Source organism: Tenuifilum sp., from assembly GCF_037481895.1.
Taxonomy (GTDB): Bacteria; Bacteroidota; Bacteroidia; order Bacteroidales; family Tenuifilaceae; genus Tenuifilum; species Tenuifilum osseticum.
This window is the reverse complement of the sequence record NZ_JBBFKU010000018.1, coordinates 30323-47294: the sequence shown is the minus strand read 5'-3', so window position 1 is coordinate 47294 and position 16972 is coordinate 30323. Positions and strand designations below refer to the sequence as shown.

Below are 16972 nucleotides of genomic sequence, written 5' to 3'. Positions count from 1 at the left end.
ATGAAGTTCACCGACAGGCAGTCGCTACAGCAGTGGGAGGAGTACCGCCAGAACCTCATCCGGTCAACTGCAGTAGACGCAAACGAGTCAGAGGTCGATCGTGCTAGGCGGATAGCGAAGCTGGAAAAAAATCCAGAAATGTGGTTCGCCTACTACTTCCCAAACTACTACAAAAGCAAACCCGCAAAATTTCACATAGACGCTACCCGGAGGCTGCTAAACAATGATCGCTGGTACGAGGTGCGTGCATGGAGCCGTGAGCTTGCAAAATCAGCAAGGTCAATGTTCGAAGTTATCTACCTTGCCCTTACTGGTAAAATACGCAACGTGCTACTTGTTAGTAATAGCGAGGATAATGCCATCAGGTTGCTCACGCCATTTCGTTTAAACCTGGAAAGCAACCAGCGAATAATCAACGATTACGGCAACCAGCAAGCGGTTGGTCAATGGGAGGAGGGGGAATTTGTAACGCGTAACGGGGTATCGTTCCGCGCACTGGGAGCTGGACAATCGCCGCGCGGTACACGCAACGAGGAGAGCAGGGTAGACTTTATCTTGGTCGATGATATAGATACGGATGTAGAATGTCGAAACAAGCGAATAATTGACCAGAAGTGGCAGTGGGTGGAGCAGGCGCTTATGCCCACCGTATCCATAAGCAACAGTTATAGAATACTGTTCAACGGCAACATTATAGCAAAGGATTGCTGCATCACCAGAGCTATGAAAAAAGCCAACCATGTCGACGTGGTTAACATCCGCGACAAATATGGTAGGTCAACATGGCCGGAAAAGAACTCGGAATCAGATATCGATACTTTTCTAAGCATGGTTAGCTACTCATCCGCTCAAAAAGAATTTTTCAACAATCCCATCGTTGAGGGCTCGGTATTTAAGGAACTGATATGGGATAAGGTGCCTCCGCTGAGTAGGTTCCGCTACCTTGTCGCTTATGGCGATCCTTCGCCCAGCAATAATAAGCTGAGCCAAAGCAGCTATAAGTGCGTTGTTCTTGTGGGTGTGCTTGAGGGCACATTCTATATAATAAAATGCTTTTTGGACCATGTAACCAACTCTCAATTCATAGAATGGTTTTACGACATACATGATTACGTGGGTGGCTATACACATCTTTACTGTTTTATTGAAAGCAACTCGCTTCAATCTCCATTTTTTGAACAGGTGCTTTCTCCTTTATCGGTCGAGATAGGTAAGATACGTAAACACTTCCTTTTCATTTCGCCCGATGAGCGCAAAAAGCCCGATAAGTTTACAAGAATAGAGGGTACGCTGGAACCTTTAAATAGGGCAGGGAGGCTGGTATTCAATATAAATGAGCGCTCCAATCCCCACATGCAGCGGCTGGAGGAGCAGTTCAAAGCTGTTGAACCGCAGCTAGGCGCAAGTTTAGATGGCCCCGATGCGGTTGAGGGTGCGGTTTGGATTGCTAACACCAAACAGCTGTCGTCGGCTACCATTCGTATTGGAAAAAAAATTGTGAACCCAAAACGTTATTAAAATATGTTCATAACAAAGTCAGAGCTTAGTAGCCACATGCATATCGAAACGGTTGATGTAATCACCGGTAGCGATGATGCCATTGTTGATGCGGCCATAGATGCCGCTATCAGCGAGGCTAAGGGATACCTTACCGAATTTGACACGGAACATATATTTGGTGCTACCGGGGGCGACCGGCATCCCCTACTGGTGACATTCGTCAAGGATATTGCCGTTTGGCACCTTGTGGTCCTTAGCAACTACAATGCGGATATTGAGCTGCGCGAGAAGCGCTACAACAGGGCAATCGACTGGCTTAAATCTGTTCAGAAGGGTTTGGTGGTTCCCGACCTTCCTCGCCCCGCAGATGATGTGCCAAAAACAATAATTCATGGAAGTAATCCTAAACGAACCCAACACTTTTAGCTATGGCAACCCGAAAAGAAAGGAAACAGCTGGTGGTGAACTCCATCGTTATTAAGCCAAATAGCCGCGGCGTGCTCGACGTGGGGCAGTGGCGCATGGCGCTAAAGCAAGCCGATAGGGGGAAACGGGCTAAGCTGTACGACCTGTACGATGATATAATGCTCGATCCGGTGCTCGGCAACGCAATTGAAAAGCGCATTATGGCCATTACCAACGCCGATCTGGTTTTTAAGGGGAAAAACGAGCAGAGCGTTCCGGAGCTTGACGACCTTATTGACTCGCCCGCCTTTGAATACCTTCTCAAGGAGGTCATGCTCTCCATTTTCTACGGGAAATCTGTCATAGAGCTCGATTTTAGCAATGGATTCAATGCGTATAGCATACCCCGTCAGCATATAAACACCGTAAATGGTGTTATTACACCAAACCCGGGTGACACGACGGGCATCCCCTACACCAACGATGATTTCCTACTCGACGTGGGGCGTAACGATAACCTGGGGCTGCTCCTGAGGGCAGCACCGCTTGCCATTTACAAGCGTGGGGGCTTTGGCGACTGGAGCCAGTTTGTGGAGCTGTTCGGAATGCCCCGCCGCATAGGCAAGTACAGCAGCCACGACGAGGAGTCACGCAAGCTACTTGAAGAGGCCCTTGAGGCAGCCGGTAGCGCATCGTGGATGGTTATCCCGAAGGAAACTGAAGTGGAGACACACGAGGCATCAGCATCGCATTCAAGCTCATCCATCTACAACGAGTTTCGCCAGGCATGCAACGAGGAGCTGCTTATTACAATATTAGGTCAGACAATGACCACACAAAACGGCAGCTCACGTTCACAGAGCGAAACGCATAAGGAGGTGGAGGAGTCCATCAATAAGGCCGACCGCCGCTTTGTGCAGCGTGTGCTTAACACCCAGCTATTGCCTCGTCTGGCCAAACGTGGCTACCCGGTTGACGGTGGCTACTTCTACTTTGCCGAGGCTGGCGAGAGCCTAAGCCTCAAGGATCAGCTCGATATGGACGTGCGGCTGGTTAACGAGCTGGGGATAGCCCTCGACGATGACTACTTCTATGAGACTTACGGCAGGCCTAAGCCAAAATCGACCAAAAAACCTGTGGCTGGCGTAACGGATCAGGCCGACTCAACGGAGAACTGGTGGACGCGTTTGGTACGTTTTTTCGTGGGAGCCCCCGAAACGGGGGCAATTCACAACCGTCAAATCTGCCGGGATTGTGGTGGCACCCACCATATTAACCTTGCCGATATTGGCGAGTTTGATACCGATGCGCTTCTGCATCGTATAGCCAATGGTGATAGCCCTTATTTCGATGCGGAGCTCTTTCGCTACACCTCGGACGCCCTTATTCGGGCACTCCATGCTGGCTTTGCTACCCAAAACTTTGCCGATTTTGAGTACGGCTTTGAGCCAGACGCACTAAAAACGGCCATGGAAACCAACCTCTACCATTTTAGCGCCGCTAAAACGCTAAAGGAGGTGCAGGTTCTAAACCAGCTATTCAGGGATTCGTCTGGCTTTGATGATTTCCGCAAGCGTGCCGAAAGCGTTACAAACGTGTTTAACCGTACCTGGCTCAGAACCGAGTTCGATACGGCATATCATGTTGCCGAATCAAGCGCAACCTACTACCGTTTACTTGCTAATGTCGAATTATTTCCATTCTGGGAGTACCGTACCATTGGTGATGATAAGGTCAGGGAGGAACATGCCAGGTTACATGGTACAGTGTTCCCTGTCTTTGAGAGAGGGTCATCGGTATGGGATAATATCTACCCGCCAAATGGGTGGAACTGTCGTTGCTACGTAGTTCCCAGAATGAAGCATGAGGTAAGCAGAGAACAGATTGATGCGAGCCGCAAGCGCCTGAATGTATTTTTAAAATCAACAGAATGGCAGCGTAACGTTAAACAGGGGTTTGGCATTAACAGAGCAAAAGAAGGTTTAGTTTTCTCCGCCAATCAATCGTATATAAACAAATATTATGGTAATGAAAGCAAGTATCTAAATAAAATATATTACTTAGATTATGGACTTGAGCCAGCCGCCGGGATTGTTGCCACGCAAGCTAATGTATTAATGCCCTACAACGGTTCTGCTGTTGATTGGGCTAATATGCATCGGGTTAATACCTCAATTACCCTTTACGATTTTAGAAATCGTGCAGTAACTATTGAAGATGATAATTTCAATTTCCATACCACCAGGAAAAAATCGAATAGGACACTATTGCTTAATGCACTTGAGGAAGCGATAAAAACCCCTGATGAGGTCTGGATTAACGATTATAATGCAAGAGCAAACAAATTTGATAATTATATTCTAATAAAGTATTACAAGGATACCGTATTTGTAGCAGTAAGTCAGCTTATCGCCGGGAAATTAATGCTTAAATCATGGTTCACGTTGAATTCACTCGACCTGGAAAATATCTACAGACGGGGCCTGCTAATAAAAAAGTAGCACTTACGTGCTACTCTGGCGTATCGAGCTGGCTCGCGCTGGAGTATTCCTCAGGCACCGCTGCGGGCGCTACGCCTGCGTGGCATTGGCTTATCCGCGGCCAGCACTTAAAGCAAATATAATAAATAAAATGGCAACATTCAACGATTTATATAAATTTTTCGACCGGCTCGACCAGAATTTTTTACAGGTTGTGGTACCCCGCATTATTGCCGAAAAGGCAACGGAGTTCTACAAGCAGCGCTTCACGGTTAAGGCCGATGTAAATAATCGTCCCTGGCCACCGGCAAAGAATCCCCCTACCCGCGGATCGTTGCTGGTGCGCAGCGGCAACCTAATGGCGAGCGTTAGGCCCTCAAGGGTTACGCCACAACGTGTGGTTATATCGGCAGGTAGCCAGCAGGTACCCTATGCAGCTGTGCACAATGAGGGGGCTACCCTTACTGTGCCGGTAACCAGAGACATGCGCAAGTTCGCATGGGCCATGAAGTATAAAACCGGCGACGACCGCTGGAAAGGGCTTGCGCTAACAAAGAAAAGGTACCTGAGAATTAACATCCCCAAGCGGCAATTCATGGGACATTCAATAGTGCTAAGAAAGCTGCTTATCGATTCAATCAGGGCGGCCTATTCGAATTTCATCAAACATTAAATACAGTTTAAATAGCCATGAAAGAGCTTTACAACACCGTTTTGGCACGCCTGACCGACCGGGTTCCGGCGATACGTATGATAGATTTTGATATGGGGCAACTAGAGGCCTTGGCCAGCGACCTTAGGCCCGCCGTGGCGTTCCCATGCTGCCTTATAGACATGGAGCTGTCGTGCGAGGATAACGACCTTAACGGCCAGCTGGTTACCGCGCGGGTAATCCTGACGTTGGCATTTGAGCAGCCCCTGCCCACCGATAGCCTATCGCCGGCCATCAAGCGCAACCAGGCGCTACAACTATTCGATGTGATAGATCAGGTGCACGTTGCCATGCAGGGCTACTCAACGAACATGTTCTCGGCGTTCAGCCGGCGATCGCTCTCTCCCGATAGGCGATTTGCGGGCATACGGGTGTACAGCTGCGTATACGAGACCACCTTTACCGACGATGTGTAGCTACCAGGTATAAAATGGGTAGGCGCGCCTTAGGCGCGTAGCCGTAGGCCGACTCGCAAACAGCTCATCGACGAGTTGCTGGTTGGCGCGTAGCCTGTCCACCACCACTCGCTCGCACAAATCGAACTCCTCCGATAGCACCTTAAGGGTGTCGCTGTAGCTTAGCCCCCGGAGCTGGGCGTGGTAGTAGAACCGGTAGGCCAGCTTCTGGTCGCGCCGCTGCAGCAGGTCGGGGTTGCGCCCCTTCTGCCCGGTTCTGGTGTTCTGCTTGCTGCTAAAGTACTTCTGTAGGCTCATGTGCACAATATATGCGCTGTTTTTAAAAAAAAACTCCCCCGAAGGGGAGTTTTTTCAACACGGGCGGTTAATTATGGTATTTAATTACCTCGTGTATCTCAAGGGTATCGCGCCCGTGAAACGTCTTGATGGACTTATACCGGCTGAACACTTCAACGTGTACGCTGTCGCCAATCGCAATCAGGTCCAGCTGCCAGTCGGAGCTGTACTCGTTGTAAATGCCAAATCCGTTCCGAACGGTTACCGTGTCGCGCCATACGCCCTTGTTATCGCGGTAGCTCACCTTGTAGGTCTCCTGGTTGCCCGTAATGATTACCGAAAAGGTATGATTCCCCTCGTAGCAGGAGGTTAATACCAGGGCCATCAGCAAACTAATTAGTACTATTTTTTTCATTGCGTTTAAAATTTTACTGTTCAAATATAGTTAACTAAAATGGGATTTCATACAGCATCCCGTTATGAATTGCGTATAGGGTGCATCGCCTGCCCCTTTTCAGGCTTGTTTTAATGTAGAAGTTCAGGTCGTGACGTGTGGCTGCGTATATGGGTTTACGACCCGGAGAGGTTAACAGGTAGCCATCGCTGAGCCCCATAACGGAAAATGGGAGCATACGCCCCACGATGTACGTTCCTATTACCCCTAGCAGTACGATCAGGCATACCGCCAAGATGAGATTAATAACTGATATGTACTCCTCCATAGGTTAATGTGTTTAGGATTGCAATACCTTTTCATACATGTTTAGCTCTACCGGCTGCCCCTGTCGGATCATCTCGGCGAGCTTTATAATCTCTGCATCGCGCTGGTTTGTAGAGCGCTTTTTGGTGGCCAGCCAGGCCTCGTAGAGTATGCTGTTGCGAAGCATGATTTTTGATACCCGTTCCAGGTAACCGTTACGCTCGCGCAACGCATCGACTTCGCTTTGTAACGTGCTGCATTCAGCAGCGATACGTTTCGATTCGCTTTGATTCTGCTCCATAACGGCAAGCTTTCGGGTTGATTCAATTAGCTTCTGATGCGTATCGGCAAGGATACGCTCCGTTTCGTCAATCTTACGCGTAAGTTCGTTGTGCCTAACCTGCAGCTCCGTGTAGGACTGCTCGCGGCGGTGCAGCTTATCAATCAGCTCGTTGATACGCTGCTGCGCCTGCCGCTCAGCCTGGCTATCGTGCTGCTCCGCATTGATCTGACCGAGAGAGTACGTAATAAGACCGGTAAATAGAGCTAGGAACACTGTGAGCCAAAACCTTACGGGATTATCGAGCAGCTCATCGGCATAGCGTAAATTAAATCCACATAGCACGAGCGCCACATCGAACAGGGGGAAAACCACCTTGAGCCAGCCCCGCCTGCTGAGCCGCATGATGAGCACCGTTACCATGCTAAAGGCCACCGCACCGATAACCCCGAACAGCATATCGATAACGGCAAGCCCCTGCACCAGGTAGTGCAGGCTCTTGGAATTGATGTACGTAAGCTCCAGCACGAGTAGCGCCAACGCCCATCCCACGCCGTAGCGTTGCAGCAGCTTATCAATCATGGTGTACCTCCTCCAGCTCCTTACCCGATAGCAATCGGTATAGCTGATTTAAATCATCCAGGCTACATGCGCGGGTGGGCACCTCAATGCCATCGGCGATCAGCTCAATGCGGCTTGTTGTAAGGAACCATAGCCCATTGTCGTTAAATTGATAGGTATAGGTAACGGTAATGGTGCTAACACTATCAATTTGCATCTCAAAGCACACGTACCTTCGGGTAGCGTCCTCATCGATCTGTGTGCGCCTAAATCCGTAGCCCATGAGCGTTGCATCCTGTATGTAGAACCGTTCCATTGCTATTTAATTATGAGATTGCTAGTTAGTACGCCCATTAGTCCACCCAGCATGGCGCCGGTGGCGTATACTACTCGCTCAACATGGGTGCCCGCGCTTATACGACGGACGTTGAGCGTCCATAGATAGCTTATGCCGAATCCACAGGCCGCTATGCCCAACCAGGCAATACGGCTTATAAAATAGGTGTTAGCGCTCACCAGGAACACCTGTAAAAATGCTGTAACAAACAGCTTTAACAGGTTGCTGCGGGGTGCGGTAAGCATGCGTACGGGCTTGCTATTCTCCATTATAATACTGTCCAATGTCTTGTTCATGATTCATAATTTAGCCGGTAATCCGGTGGGCAAACATTATACAGCACTCATGCTAAGGGCCAGCCACTGCTTGCGCCCATACTCATCAACGTACCGCGCCTTTACGTAGGTGCTGGTGCGCGTGGGGCGGTAGGCGTCACGTATGAGCTCAACGGCCTCAATAAGCTCCGGGTCGCCTAGTTCGCTGGCCTTTTTGCTCAGGTCGAGTATCCGGTTGGCCTTTAGCACCCCGTCCTTGTTTGGCTTTAATAGGTCGCGTATTAACCCAACCAGCACTGCGCTCTCCTCATCCCTGGCCAACCTGGTAAGCCACTGGTTTACCTTTTGGATGCCCACCGATACGGTCTCATCCCAGCTATCGATGACGTTGTGCCCAATGATTATGCTCATACTGCCATCGCTTGTTGTAAATGTATGGCTCTCCTGCTCCAGCATCCTGTCTTCCGTGAGGCCAAACAGCTCCTTTTTCATGGCCAGTATGGCCTCAAAATCCCTAAACACCTTCAGCTTGGCATGCTCCAGCATGCTGCTTATATTCTGCAGCTCCCTAAAGGTTACCCTAACCTGGGCATCCTTTAGCTGCTCATAGGTCTCGCGCTCGCGGCGCTCCTTTTCCTTTTGGGCTTTTTCCTCTGCTTCCAGCTGCGCCTTTAATGTCCGGCGCTGCTCATCGGTTAGATTCTTAATGTCAAGTTCCATAGCTTTAAAAATTAGTGTTCTGCAACAATTCGTTTAACTCCTTTTCAAGTTCAATTACCTGTAGCTCAATGCTCTGTGTGTCCTGCCTGACGGCTTCATAGGTGCTGCGCATGCGGTTTTCTGGGTTCATAAGCCAGCCGTTGCGCCTTTCAATAAGGCGCTTCAGTGCCTGTATTTCCATTTCTACCACTGCCGGATTCCTTTTTTTCCTAAAGTTCATCATGGCATATTACTATATCTGGTTCGTATACTCTTGGGCGGTAGTGTGTACGGGTTCTCTTTACCCGTTGCTCTAGCGATATGCGTTTGATGAGCATCCGGTTGAGCTGGTCCTTCAGCTTTAGGTACTCCTCAAATGAGGTTACGGTTATCTCCATTTTATGCTTATGCAGCGCTATGCGGGTGTTCAGCTCATCGAGCTGGTACTCCAGACTATTCTTCTCCATACAGCTTAACATTAAATTGTTTATAAATGGCATTGCTTTTGGCATCCAGCAGCTTGAGTACACTGCTACGCGCCCTATTGTTAATCTCATCTATCCACGACTTGTCGAGGTAGGCAAGCACATGACGGGCCTCATCCACGGTCGCCGGATTGAGGTGCTTGAGGTGGTTGCGGATGTCGTCAACGCTCCCCAATTGATTAGCTAATGTTTTCATATTAGTTGAGCTTGGTTAGTTCAAATTCAATTTCGCTTACCAGGTATCTCACGCTTTCGGCGGTGCGATTACGCCTTAAGAACTCATAGTAGATCTCACGCAATCGGGATACCGGTATCTGGTTGATGCTATCGTAGCCGGCAGCCCTACAGGCAACCGCCTTAATGGTTGCGGCGCTTTCGGGGTAGTTGATGCGCCTGAGGTATGCTCCAATTACCGCCATAACCCGTTTGCGCCACCGGTCGGCATCCCCCTCCATACGGGCTATCAGGTCCAGCAGCTGGCTATCGGTTAGCTCCGCGCTGCTCTTCACCCCGTAGCTTTCCTGTATGGCCTTACGTTCATCGGGGCCTATGCCCAGCACCCGACACATGGCATGGTACTGGCGAAGTAGTTTGGCGTGTGTGTGTTGTTTTTTTGCTTTCATGGCTATGGTATTGTTGGTGTAACTTTTTCAGCGCCGGATTGCCAGATAATGTAGGGCTCACCCCCTCCGTAGCGGCTCACGGCGTAGGCCCTATATCCTTCAATGTATATCTTTACATTGGCGTCGTATCGCACGCTTCGGGCGGTTCGGCCGGCCGGCTCCTTCCCGTCAGCATGGCTGACGAACACGAATAACCTGGAGCGGAACTCATCGCGCAGCTGCTTGTACTCCCTGTAGTTCATACCGCAGTACTGCAGCGAATCGATGATGATAATGTTGGGCGCCTTGGGCCGCCGAAGCCGCTCCACCAGCTCGTCCATCGGTTCCTTATCGAGCAGCAGCAGGCGCTTAACCCCTACCAATCCATTAATGCGCACATTCCTTTTGAGCGATTCGCTGATGCCCTCCTCAAGTGAGTTGTAGGCTACCCTACCGAATCGGGTTAGATAGCCGGCCAGCTGCAGCGCAAAGCTGGTCTTGCCATTACCGCTGTTGCCCCATATCAGCCAGCTGCCGGCGCGCTCGGGCTGCCCCATAAGCGCCTGCCACTCGCCGTCGAACGGCATGGTGATCAGCCGCTTTGTATCAAGCTGCGTGGGGTTGTAGGCTCGTTTCATCAGGCTACCTGTTTAATTTTTTGTATCTCAATGTACAGGCGCGTAAGCGATCCCTGCGTTTTGTGATATAGCTCCTGCACGTTTACCAGGCCGTTAGCTTTGGCCACAATGGCTATTTGCCGGCGGCGGAATTCCTCCATGGCCTCCCTCCCCTCCGGGGTTACGCGCTGGTACCGCTCGCCAAAGCGCCTGAACAGCTCGGCGTAGCCCACTTTTTTGTTGTGCAGCTGCCGGTCGAACTTGGCGCGTAGCCCGTCGGCGCCCATCAGGTACCAGCCGCACAGGTACTCCGTGGCGTTCCATAGCGCCTTGAGTTCCAGGGTGGCCGAGTAGTCGAGGTCTCCCGCCTCATCCAGCACAATAAGGGGCTTCTCAATGCTGCGCAGATAATATACCAGGTCGGCATATACATCAGCGTACCTACCGGTGTACTCCACGCCAAACTCCCGGGCAATGGTTCTGATGAGCTTCTGCTTGCTCTTGGCCTGGCTGCAATCGATGTACACCGCATGGCGGTGCTGCCTTACATAGTGCCGCGCGGCAAAGGTTTTGCCAATGCCGGCAATGTCGCAGAGCATGGCGCTCAGGCTCCCGTTCTGGCACAGCTCCAGCTGGGCGGTAACAAACTCAAAGGTGGGTGTTATGGCGGCCACTATGGGGTGCGCATTGCCCAGGGCAACGTTGAGACGGCGGGCTATGCTCAGCCAGTTGGCATCGCTCAGCACCATCTCGGTTTCGCCCTTTAGCACCCGGCTAAGCTGCGCCGGGCTAATGCCAAGGGCAACCGCCATTTTTTTTGCCGATGGGTACTTGGACAGCTCGGCCCTTAGCCCATCGGTTATCTGCTGCTTTATGGTTGTGTTTAGCATAAGTTAAGAATTTAGTTAGACTTAAAGGCTATTTATGGCACGTGTTGCAACATCGTCGCTATTATCATCTATTTTGTCCCATTCGGGTTCAGCGGGTTCCACCTCAATGAGTTCCACCCTTATGTTGTCGGGGTCAACCTGTTGTTCGTCCTTTATCAGGGCCACCTTAACATATTTAGCAGCCAGCTGTTCTTTTTCTTTCTTAAAGAAGTGGCTCTGGCGCTTGGCCTGGTTGGTGCGTATGCGCTCGTCGTCGGGGGTACGCTCAGCTTTTGCCGTATTGTAACGCTCATAGGGTAATGCGCGTCCCAGGTAGGTTGCATCCTGGTACAGGTAGGCTTCGGCAATCGTTCCGTTGGCTTCGGGTAACCAGTAGGCCTGTACGCTGTAGTTACCCGGTTTCAGCAGCTTTAACGCATCGAAGCTCTCGATGTAGTAGTCGTTGTACTGCAGGCGTATGTAGTCGTTGTTGCGTATGCTGGTTTCGGTAACGTGGCCTATGTACCGCAGCACCTGCTCGCGCTGCATAAAGGCTTTGGGGTTAACGTTCTCCATGAGTACCTGCCAGCGGGTTTTTCCGGGATACCGCTTCTGGTTGCTGTGCAGGCTGTGGTTGTACTCGTGTATGTACTCCAGCGTGGTGGCAATGAGCTCATCCCTGGCCATCCGCGGCTGCTTCAAATCCTCGTCCTTGGCAATGTTCTTTACCTTGTAGGCATCGTGCTTGGCGTACCAACGTCCAATGGGCTGGTGCCGCTTCATGGTGCCGTGCTTGAGCATACGGATGTAGTTCTCGGCGTGCTTGTCGCGGCTTACCCCCGGCGTGCAGAAGGTCAGGTGCGGGAATAATCCCCTGAACTGCTCCTCCATGTCGCGTATCAGGTGGTTCTCCACCTGTGCCTCCAGCGGCCAGGGTAGCCCGTTAGAGGTAAGGTTGGCGTACATGCTGCGCAGGCAGTCGAGCACCATGGTACGATCGGGCGTGCGGCTATCGAATGCCCAGCCCACTATGGCCTCGCTGGCCACGTCAAAGGCGGTGTAGGCATTAAGCTTGTCGCCCTCGGTGGTGCGTATATTATGCTGCCAGTCGTCGAGCGTTACCATGCTGAGGCTGTACTCGGGCTTGCGGCGGCGGTTGAATGGGGTGGCCTGCGTGATGTGGTCAATCCTTGCCTTGCGCAGGCGGTCAACCACCAGTGCGTTATCGGGCTTGTTCAGCACGTTCCACACCGTGGCTTGGCTTATTATCAGGTAGTTGCCATTCCGGTCGCGGAAATCGTCGCGGTCGAACAGCTCACCCGTTTCGGCATCGGCAATCCTGAGCGTACCCGACAGGAACTGCAGGTAGTAGTCGTGCACCCACTCCCCAAAGGGTAAATTCTCCATGCAGTATATGGAAATGAGCAGGCGCTCAACCTTCTCGTTAACCTTACGGCTGTTACGGTTGCACCAGTTGCCGTGTACCAGCGCCTCGTAGCCGTTTTCCCTGTACTTCTGTACCAGCTCCTTGAGCCGGCGCGGGTTAAGGGGCAGGTCGTGGGGGTAGCGGCTGCGGTCGAGCTCGTCGATCAGGCCTGCCGCATGGGTATATAGCTCACCCTTGCGCATGCCCATGGCCCGGCGACGGGCTCGAGCATCGTTAAGGTAGCGTATCAGGGCGTTGAGTATGCAGGCCTCCGACAGGTACTTCACCCGGGCCTCCTCGCGCAGTGGGCGCCCATCGGGGAGCCTATAGGCGGTGTAGTAGCGAGCGGCATCGGCATCGGGCTTGATGTAGTCCTCCAGCGTGGCGCGCTGGGCCAACCGGGCTACATCGCCAAAATGCCTCTCAATTACAGCCCGCCTGTCGCCCCGCAGGGTGTTGTACTCAATGAGTGCCGGATGCCCTCCGCCACCCGGCCTTATAATGGTCAGGTAGCCACGCCTTTTGTCGTTCTCATATTGATTATAGGTGAGTCCAGACTGGAGCCACTCGTCAACCGATATACATAGTATGCCATTGTGGTACTGGGGCATAAGCTTTGTTTTAAAAAGCCGGTCTGTTCCCGGCTGTCAGGCGCAACTGGGCAGTGTTCCGTGCGCCGCGGCCATCCACCCGCCCTACTGTGCAGCGCCTGCCCATTCGCACCGCACAGCTCCCGGTTCGGGCATCCATCAAGGGTTGTTCCCGCAGCCCCATTCGATAGGGCAGCATCGCGCCAGTTGCGGGATATTTGCCATTGCCATGATGAGTCTGCTATGCATACCCATAGGGTTGTTAAGCTTTTGAAATTGTAGTTGATTGCGTTTTTAGTATCTCGGCCTCCATCCTATTGCTGATGCCCTTTCGGCGGCACTCCACCAACTTCTCAATGGCCTCAAGCACCATGGGGTGTAGGGTTCTATCGCCCTTGATCATGGCCCGAACCGTATGGTTGCTGTACCCCGTGGCACGGGCTATAATGGCCGCATCGCCGCGCTTTAGAAATCCTTTTAGCTGTTTTAATTTGACCTCTGTATTCATTTGTATTATCTTTGTTGTTGTCTGTGCAAATATACTTAATATATATTAAGCATGCAAGAAATTACTAAAAATAATTTTAGTATAAATCAAAGAATAATCCAATTTATTGATTATCTAGGGATTAGTAGATACAAGTTTTCTCGCGAAACTGGTATCTCCGAGGTCAACATACTTAATATATATAAAGGTAAAAATAAGCCAAGTATTGATTTTATAGAAAAAATACTTAATACATATAAAGCATTAAATGCTACTTGGCTGATAACTGGAGAAGGCCCAATGCTAAAGGATAGAGAATCCAACGGACATGTCGAAGCATCCGAGCACATAACAAGATTTCCCGTCAAAACTGATAGGCCTATGACCAGCGTACGTATACCCCTGTACAGCGTTGATGCCATTGCCGGTGTGGTTGAGGTGTACGAGCAAATATCAGACAATGATCCCATTGCGTACCTCGAGATACCCAACCTGCCCAAGTGCGACGGGGCCATATACGTGGTGGGCGATAGCATGTATCCGCTCCTTAAGAGTGGGGACATTATTATATATAAGGTACTGAACAACATCCAAAACATTCTTTGGGGCGAGATGTACCTTTTATCCATTGTTCAGGATGGTGATGCCTTCATTACTGTTAAGTACGTGAAACAATCGGCTACTACCGGGTGGGTCACCCTAATCAGCTACAATGAGCACCATCAGCCCAAGGATTTTCCAATTGAATCGATACGATTTGCAGCACACGTTAAGGCATCAGTTCGCATTAACTCCATGGGGTAACGATCCACACGCACACATTTTACATCCATACACCATATATTACACTGATATAGTGCATTTTATATACTATTACTTTATATGCGTTTACGGAATTATCCCCCCCTCTATTTTACTTTTTATCCGTTTTTTTTCCTATTTTCTGGAATTATCCCTCTTTTATCGCCCTTTTTTTTTCCCACTTTTGACCGCCCAGCTGACTGCCCAGCTGACCGCCCAGCTGCCCCCTAACCCATTTTTTTTCAATTTTCAACCCCATTTAAATGCAACAAAAAAACCCCTTTTAGAAAGGGGCTTAAAATGTCATCCATTCCTTATAATTTCTTGTATTTTAAAGAGCCAATGTTTAACCTTAATGTCGCTTTTTAGTGTTAATTTAACCGCATATATTAACCCAGTTTTAACCCATTTGGTACATTTTGTTTTAAGTGAGAATTTCGTATGTATCTAATTATCAGCCATGTGTATTTTCAAAAATTGTACATTTTATTTTGGGGGCCATACAGTGGGTATACTCACCATAAGGTACTTTTTCAAGAACTCCATACTCTTTTTAATGGGAGCAGCAACTGTTACTTGGGGAGTTCTAATTGATGTTATGGTTAACCTAAAGTACATCTATCCGGAAATTTTTCCTGCATACATAACTACACCTGTAGTTATTATTGTAGGTGTTTGGGTTATGTGGTACATTGCCCGTAAGGTTCGTAAACCTTTAGATCAGGCAATTGATGATATTCAAAGAATAAGTGAGGGTGATTTAACAGTTCAGGTTAACCCTGAGTTTGTTAAGCACGACGATGAACTGGGGAGGTTAAGTAAATCGGTAGGCAATCTTTCCGATAAGTTACGTGAGGTGATCGATGGCATTTCGCAGGCTGCAGGAGAGCTGGAATCATCGGCAAGCCAGTTGAGCATGAGTGCCACCAGCCTATCGGAGATTACCTCGGAGCAGGCCTCGTCGTTGGAGGAGATATCCAGCGCCATGGAGGAGATCCTGGCCAGTATACAGCAGAACTCGGAGAATGCCATTCAAACAGAGCGCATTGCCTCATCCACGTCAAAGAAGCTGGAGGAGGGTGTTGAGTCCACCAATGTGGCGCTGGACTCCATGAACGAGATAGCGCAGAAGATTGGAATCATCAATGATATTGCATTCCAAACCAACCTACTGGCGTTAAACGCAGCCGTTGAGGCTGCCCGTGCGGGTGAGCATGGGAAGGGCTTTGCCGTGGTGGCAGCCGAGGTAAGGCGCTTGGCCGAGCGTAGCCGTCAGGCAGCCAATGAGATTATCGCTGTATCGCAGCGGGGAGCGGAGATATCGGGCAAGGCCAAGGATATTATGAACCAGAACGTGCACGAGATAATACGAACCACTGATTTAATCAGGGAGATAACCGCAGCCACCCACGAGCAGCGCACTGGAACGGAGCAGGTGAACACCTCGGTGCAGGAACTTAACAACACCACCCAGCAGAACGCCTCGCTCTCGGAGGAAGTTGCAGCCAGCGCTGAGGAACTCAATGCCAGAGCTAAAGCACTTACCGATTTGATTGGGTATTTCCAGATAAAGAAGTAAAACTAATTTCATTCATCAATCAAAAACGACCATTCGTCAAAATAGTATTAATGGATTTTTAATAGAGAACAGCCGAAAATAAAGAGTTTAGCTGTATCTGCTATGTATTTAGTTGCCTTGTTTCTACATGTTAAGAATCATTCTAAATTAATGACATCACATTGATGCCAAAACAATTGTTCTGAATGTTTATAACCAATGGGCAAGTAATGCATACACAGGGTAAAATCTTTCATGTTTTTAATGGCTCATAAAACTTTATAATTAAGAATCAATGTTGTTTAGTTAAGGTTATTTGTCATATTACGCGCAAGCGAAACATTACGCTGTCGTTCTGAGTCCCGATTTATAGGGATATAGACTTCGCCGAAGCATCTCATTGCTCTTTTCTCTTCAATCCTTTGAAGAGATCCCTCGACTTTGCTCGGGATGACAAAAACCCTATCTTCCTTTCTGCTCCCTTGTCATGCTGAGCTAGCCGAAGCATCTCTTTACACTTTCATTCCCTCTATTAATGAAATTCCTCAACCAACAGGAATGCCATATGCAGTGGCATAAAAGCCAGACCCAAGAATGGGTCGGGGGTGGAACGTTGCGGAGGGCTTAGTAAGCGATACCAGATGAGTCACGCCGCAGGCGTGGCGAATAGTATCGCGTGGCAGTTCCACCCACGGGGCACCCATCGGGTCGGGCTTTTCAGCCTTGATTTTCTTTGGTTCTTTCTTGTATCAAGACAAGAAAGAACGTGAAACTCACTCTTTGTAATGTTTTTCCTTTGCGATGCAAAGCCTCACCCTTGTTCTTTGGCATATGCATTATGTGCATCGCAATACATGTGGGAGTAGCCATGGAGTTACAAATATTTCGCCCCTACG

Annotated in this window: 23 protein-coding genes and 1 pseudogene; 8 read left to right on the top strand and 16 right to left on the bottom strand. The window is 49.8% G+C overall.

Features of this window, described 5'->3' with window-relative positions:
* From WHS63_RS07185 to WHS63_RS07165, 5 genes are read left to right on the top strand one after another with little or no spacing between them, the layout of a single operon-like run.
* Complete coding sequence (locus tag WHS63_RS07185; protein WP_369491095.1) at positions 1-1518, top strand: hypothetical protein; 1518 nt, start codon at positions 1-3, stop codon at positions 1516-1518.
* A 3-nt stretch (positions 1519-1521) separates the two neighbouring features.
* Complete coding sequence (locus WHS63_RS07180) at positions 1522-1926, top strand: phage protein Gp36 family protein (RefSeq protein ID WP_369491097.1); 405 nt, start codon at positions 1522-1524, stop codon at positions 1924-1926.
* A 2-nt stretch (positions 1927-1928) separates the two neighbouring features.
* The gene (locus tag WHS63_RS07175; protein ID WP_369491099.1) at positions 1929-4406 is read left to right on the top strand and encodes a phage portal protein family protein; all 2478 of its coding nucleotides are present in this window, start codon (positions 1929-1931) and stop codon (positions 4404-4406) included.
* A 7-nt stretch (positions 4407-4413) separates the two neighbouring features.
* Entirely contained in the window at positions 4414-5058 is a 645-nt protein-coding gene (locus tag WHS63_RS07170; protein ID WP_445204510.1) for a phage virion morphogenesis protein, read from the top strand.
* Between the two features lie 17 nt (positions 5059-5075).
* On the top strand, positions 5076-5513 hold the full coding sequence (locus tag WHS63_RS07165) for a hypothetical protein (protein ID WP_369491103.1): 438 nt from the start codon (positions 5076-5078) through the stop codon (positions 5511-5513).
* Here the strand turns inward: WHS63_RS07165 and WHS63_RS07160 are convergent, their stop codons facing one another.
* The 15 genes from WHS63_RS07160 to WHS63_RS07090 form a co-directional block, all read right to left on the bottom strand.
* Complete coding sequence (locus WHS63_RS07160) at positions 5514-5810, bottom strand: hypothetical protein (protein WP_369491105.1); 297 nt, start codon at positions 5808-5810, stop codon at positions 5514-5516.
* A gap of 67 nt (positions 5811-5877) precedes the next feature.
* Positions 5878-6204, bottom strand: coding sequence for a hypothetical protein (locus WHS63_RS07155; RefSeq protein ID WP_369491106.1), 327 nt, complete (start codon positions 6202-6204; stop codon positions 5878-5880).
* A 34-nt stretch (positions 6205-6238) separates the two neighbouring features.
* Positions 6239-6421 (bottom strand): hypothetical protein, encoded by a 183-nt coding sequence (locus tag WHS63_RS07150; protein WP_369491107.1) that lies wholly within the window; start codon positions 6419-6421, stop codon positions 6239-6241.
* Between the two features lie 102 nt (positions 6422-6523).
* Positions 6524-7351, bottom strand: a complete 828-nt coding sequence (locus WHS63_RS07145; protein ID WP_369491108.1) for a hypothetical protein — start codon at positions 7349-7351, stop codon at positions 6524-6526.
* Complete coding sequence (locus tag WHS63_RS07140) at positions 7344-7646, bottom strand: hypothetical protein (protein WP_445204509.1); 303 nt, start codon at positions 7644-7646, stop codon at positions 7344-7346. Before WHS63_RS07140 ends, WHS63_RS07145 begins: the two co-directional genes overlap by 8 nt.
* A 2-nt stretch (positions 7647-7648) precedes the next feature.
* Entirely contained in the window at positions 7649-7963 is a 315-nt protein-coding gene (locus WHS63_RS07135) for a hypothetical protein (RefSeq protein ID WP_369491111.1), read from the bottom strand.
* Between the two features lie 36 nt (positions 7964-7999).
* On the bottom strand, positions 8000-8662 hold the full coding sequence (locus tag WHS63_RS07130; RefSeq protein ID WP_445204508.1) for a DUF3164 family protein: 663 nt from the start codon (positions 8660-8662) through the stop codon (positions 8000-8002).
* 4 nt (positions 8663-8666) lie between these two features.
* Complete coding sequence (locus tag WHS63_RS07125) at positions 8667-8882, bottom strand: hypothetical protein (RefSeq protein WP_445204507.1); 216 nt, start codon at positions 8880-8882, stop codon at positions 8667-8669.
* Positions 8872-9108: a hypothetical protein gene (locus tag WHS63_RS07120; RefSeq protein ID WP_369491115.1), complete on the bottom strand. Its 237-nt coding sequence runs from the start codon at positions 9106-9108 to the stop codon at positions 8872-8874. Before WHS63_RS07120 ends, WHS63_RS07125 begins: the two co-directional genes overlap by 11 nt.
* Positions 9095-9322: a hypothetical protein gene (locus WHS63_RS07115; RefSeq protein ID WP_369491116.1), complete on the bottom strand. Its 228-nt coding sequence runs from the start codon at positions 9320-9322 to the stop codon at positions 9095-9097. Before WHS63_RS07115 ends, WHS63_RS07120 begins: the two co-directional genes overlap by 14 nt.
* Before the next feature lies 1 nt (position 9323).
* Positions 9324-9749: a hypothetical protein gene (locus WHS63_RS07110; protein ID WP_369491117.1), complete on the bottom strand. Its 426-nt coding sequence runs from the start codon at positions 9747-9749 to the stop codon at positions 9324-9326.
* Positions 9750-9751: 2 nt separating this feature from the next.
* A complete protein-coding gene (locus WHS63_RS07105) occupies positions 9752-10366 on the bottom strand; it encodes a hypothetical protein (protein WP_369491118.1) in 615 nt (204 codons plus the stop codon).
* Positions 10366-11235: an AAA family ATPase gene (locus tag WHS63_RS07100; protein ID WP_369491119.1), complete on the bottom strand. Its 870-nt coding sequence runs from the start codon at positions 11233-11235 to the stop codon at positions 10366-10368. The genes WHS63_RS07105 and WHS63_RS07100 overlap by 1 nt, the downstream gene beginning before the upstream one ends.
* A gap of 21 nt (positions 11236-11256) precedes the next feature.
* Positions 11257-13251: a hypothetical protein gene (locus WHS63_RS07095; protein ID WP_445204506.1), complete on the bottom strand. Its 1995-nt coding sequence runs from the start codon at positions 13249-13251 to the stop codon at positions 11257-11259.
* Positions 13252-13492: 241 nt separating this feature from the next.
* A complete protein-coding gene (locus WHS63_RS07090; protein ID WP_445204505.1) occupies positions 13493-13738 on the bottom strand; it encodes a hypothetical protein in 246 nt (81 codons plus the stop codon).
* Between the two features lie 360 nt (positions 13739-14098).
* On the opposite strand from WHS63_RS07090, the gene WHS63_RS07085 reads away from it, so the two are divergent.
* From WHS63_RS07085 to WHS63_RS07075, 3 genes and pseudogenes are all read left to right on the top strand, one after another.
* Positions 14099-14521 (top strand): S24 family peptidase, encoded by a 423-nt coding sequence (locus WHS63_RS07085; RefSeq protein WP_445204504.1) that lies wholly within the window; start codon positions 14099-14101, stop codon positions 14519-14521.
* Between the two features lie 457 nt (positions 14522-14978).
* A pseudogene (locus WHS63_RS07080) lies at positions 14979-15362 on the top strand (HAMP domain-containing protein); the annotation flags it as partial.
* 72 nt (positions 15363-15434) lie between these two features.
* Positions 15435-16097, top strand: coding sequence for a methyl-accepting chemotaxis protein (locus WHS63_RS07075; protein ID WP_445204522.1), 663 nt, complete (start codon positions 15435-15437; stop codon positions 16095-16097).
* 524 nt (positions 16098-16621) lie between these two features.
* Here the strand turns inward: WHS63_RS07075 and WHS63_RS07070 are convergent.
* On the bottom strand, positions 16622-16780 hold the full coding sequence (locus tag WHS63_RS07070; protein ID WP_445204503.1) for a hypothetical protein: 159 nt from the start codon (positions 16778-16780) through the stop codon (positions 16622-16624).
* Positions 16781-16972 lie beyond the last annotated feature (192 nt).

Coding starts and splice junctions, on each gene's coding strand:
- WHS63_RS07100 (WP_369491119.1), bottom strand. CDS start 11,235: ATGCTAAACACAACCATAAAGCAGCAGATAACCGATGGGCTAAGGGCC.
- WHS63_RS07155 (WP_369491106.1), bottom strand. CDS start 6,204: ATGAAAAAAATAGTACTAATTAGTTTGCTGATGGCCCTGGTATTAACC.
- WHS63_RS07135 (WP_369491111.1), bottom strand. CDS start 7,963: ATGAACAAGACATTGGACAGTATTATAATGGAGAATAGCAAGCCCGTA.
- WHS63_RS07145 (WP_369491108.1), bottom strand. CDS start 7,351: ATGATTGATAAGCTGCTGCAACGCTACGGCGTGGGATGGGCGTTGGCG.
- WHS63_RS07075 (WP_445204522.1), top strand. CDS start 15,435: ATGAGTGCCACCAGCCTATCGGAGATTACCTCGGAGCAGGCCTCGTCG.
- WHS63_RS07185 (WP_369491095.1), top strand. CDS start 1: ATGAAGTTCACCGACAGGCAGTCGCTACAGCAGTGGGAGGAGTACCGC.
- WHS63_RS07165 (WP_369491103.1), top strand. CDS start 5,076: ATGAAAGAGCTTTACAACACCGTTTTGGCACGCCTGACCGACCGGGTT.
- WHS63_RS07120 (WP_369491115.1), bottom strand. CDS start 9,108: ATGGAGAAGAATAGTCTGGAGTACCAGCTCGATGAGCTGAACACCCGC.
- WHS63_RS07175 (WP_369491099.1), top strand. CDS start 1,929: ATGGCAACCCGAAAAGAAAGGAAACAGCTGGTGGTGAACTCCATCGTT.
- WHS63_RS07095 (WP_445204506.1), bottom strand. CDS start 13,251: ATGCCCCAGTACCACAATGGCATACTATGTATATCGGTTGACGAGTGG.
- WHS63_RS07150 (WP_369491107.1), bottom strand. CDS start 6,421: ATGCTCCCATTTTCCGTTATGGGGCTCAGCGATGGCTACCTGTTAACC.
- WHS63_RS07090 (WP_445204505.1), bottom strand. CDS start 13,738: ATGAATACAGAGGTCAAATTAAAACAGCTAAAAGGATTTCTAAAGCGC.
- WHS63_RS07115 (WP_369491116.1), bottom strand. CDS start 9,322: ATGAAAACATTAGCTAATCAATTGGGGAGCGTTGACGACATCCGCAAC.
- WHS63_RS07140 (WP_445204509.1), bottom strand. CDS start 7,646: ATGGAACGGTTCTACATACAGGATGCAACGCTCATGGGCTACGGATTT.
- WHS63_RS07105 (WP_369491118.1), bottom strand. CDS start 10,366: ATGAAACGAGCCTACAACCCCACGCAGCTTGATACAAAGCGGCTGATC.
- WHS63_RS07130 (WP_445204508.1), bottom strand. CDS start 8,662: ATGGAACTTGACATTAAGAATCTAACCGATGAGCAGCGCCGGACATTA.
- WHS63_RS07110 (WP_369491117.1), bottom strand. CDS start 9,749: ATGAAAGCAAAAAAACAACACACACACGCCAAACTACTTCGCCAGTAC.
- WHS63_RS07180 (WP_369491097.1), top strand. CDS start 1,522: ATGTTCATAACAAAGTCAGAGCTTAGTAGCCACATGCATATCGAAACG.
- WHS63_RS07125 (WP_445204507.1), bottom strand. CDS start 8,882: ATGAACTTTAGGAAAAAAAGGAATCCGGCAGTGGTAGAAATGGAAATA.
- WHS63_RS07160 (WP_369491105.1), bottom strand. CDS start 5,810: ATGAGCCTACAGAAGTACTTTAGCAGCAAGCAGAACACCAGAACCGGG.
- WHS63_RS07070 (WP_445204503.1), bottom strand. CDS start 16,780: ATGGGTGCCCCGTGGGTGGAACTGCCACGCGATACTATTCGCCACGCC.
- WHS63_RS07085 (WP_445204504.1), top strand. CDS start 14,099: ATGACCAGCGTACGTATACCCCTGTACAGCGTTGATGCCATTGCCGGT.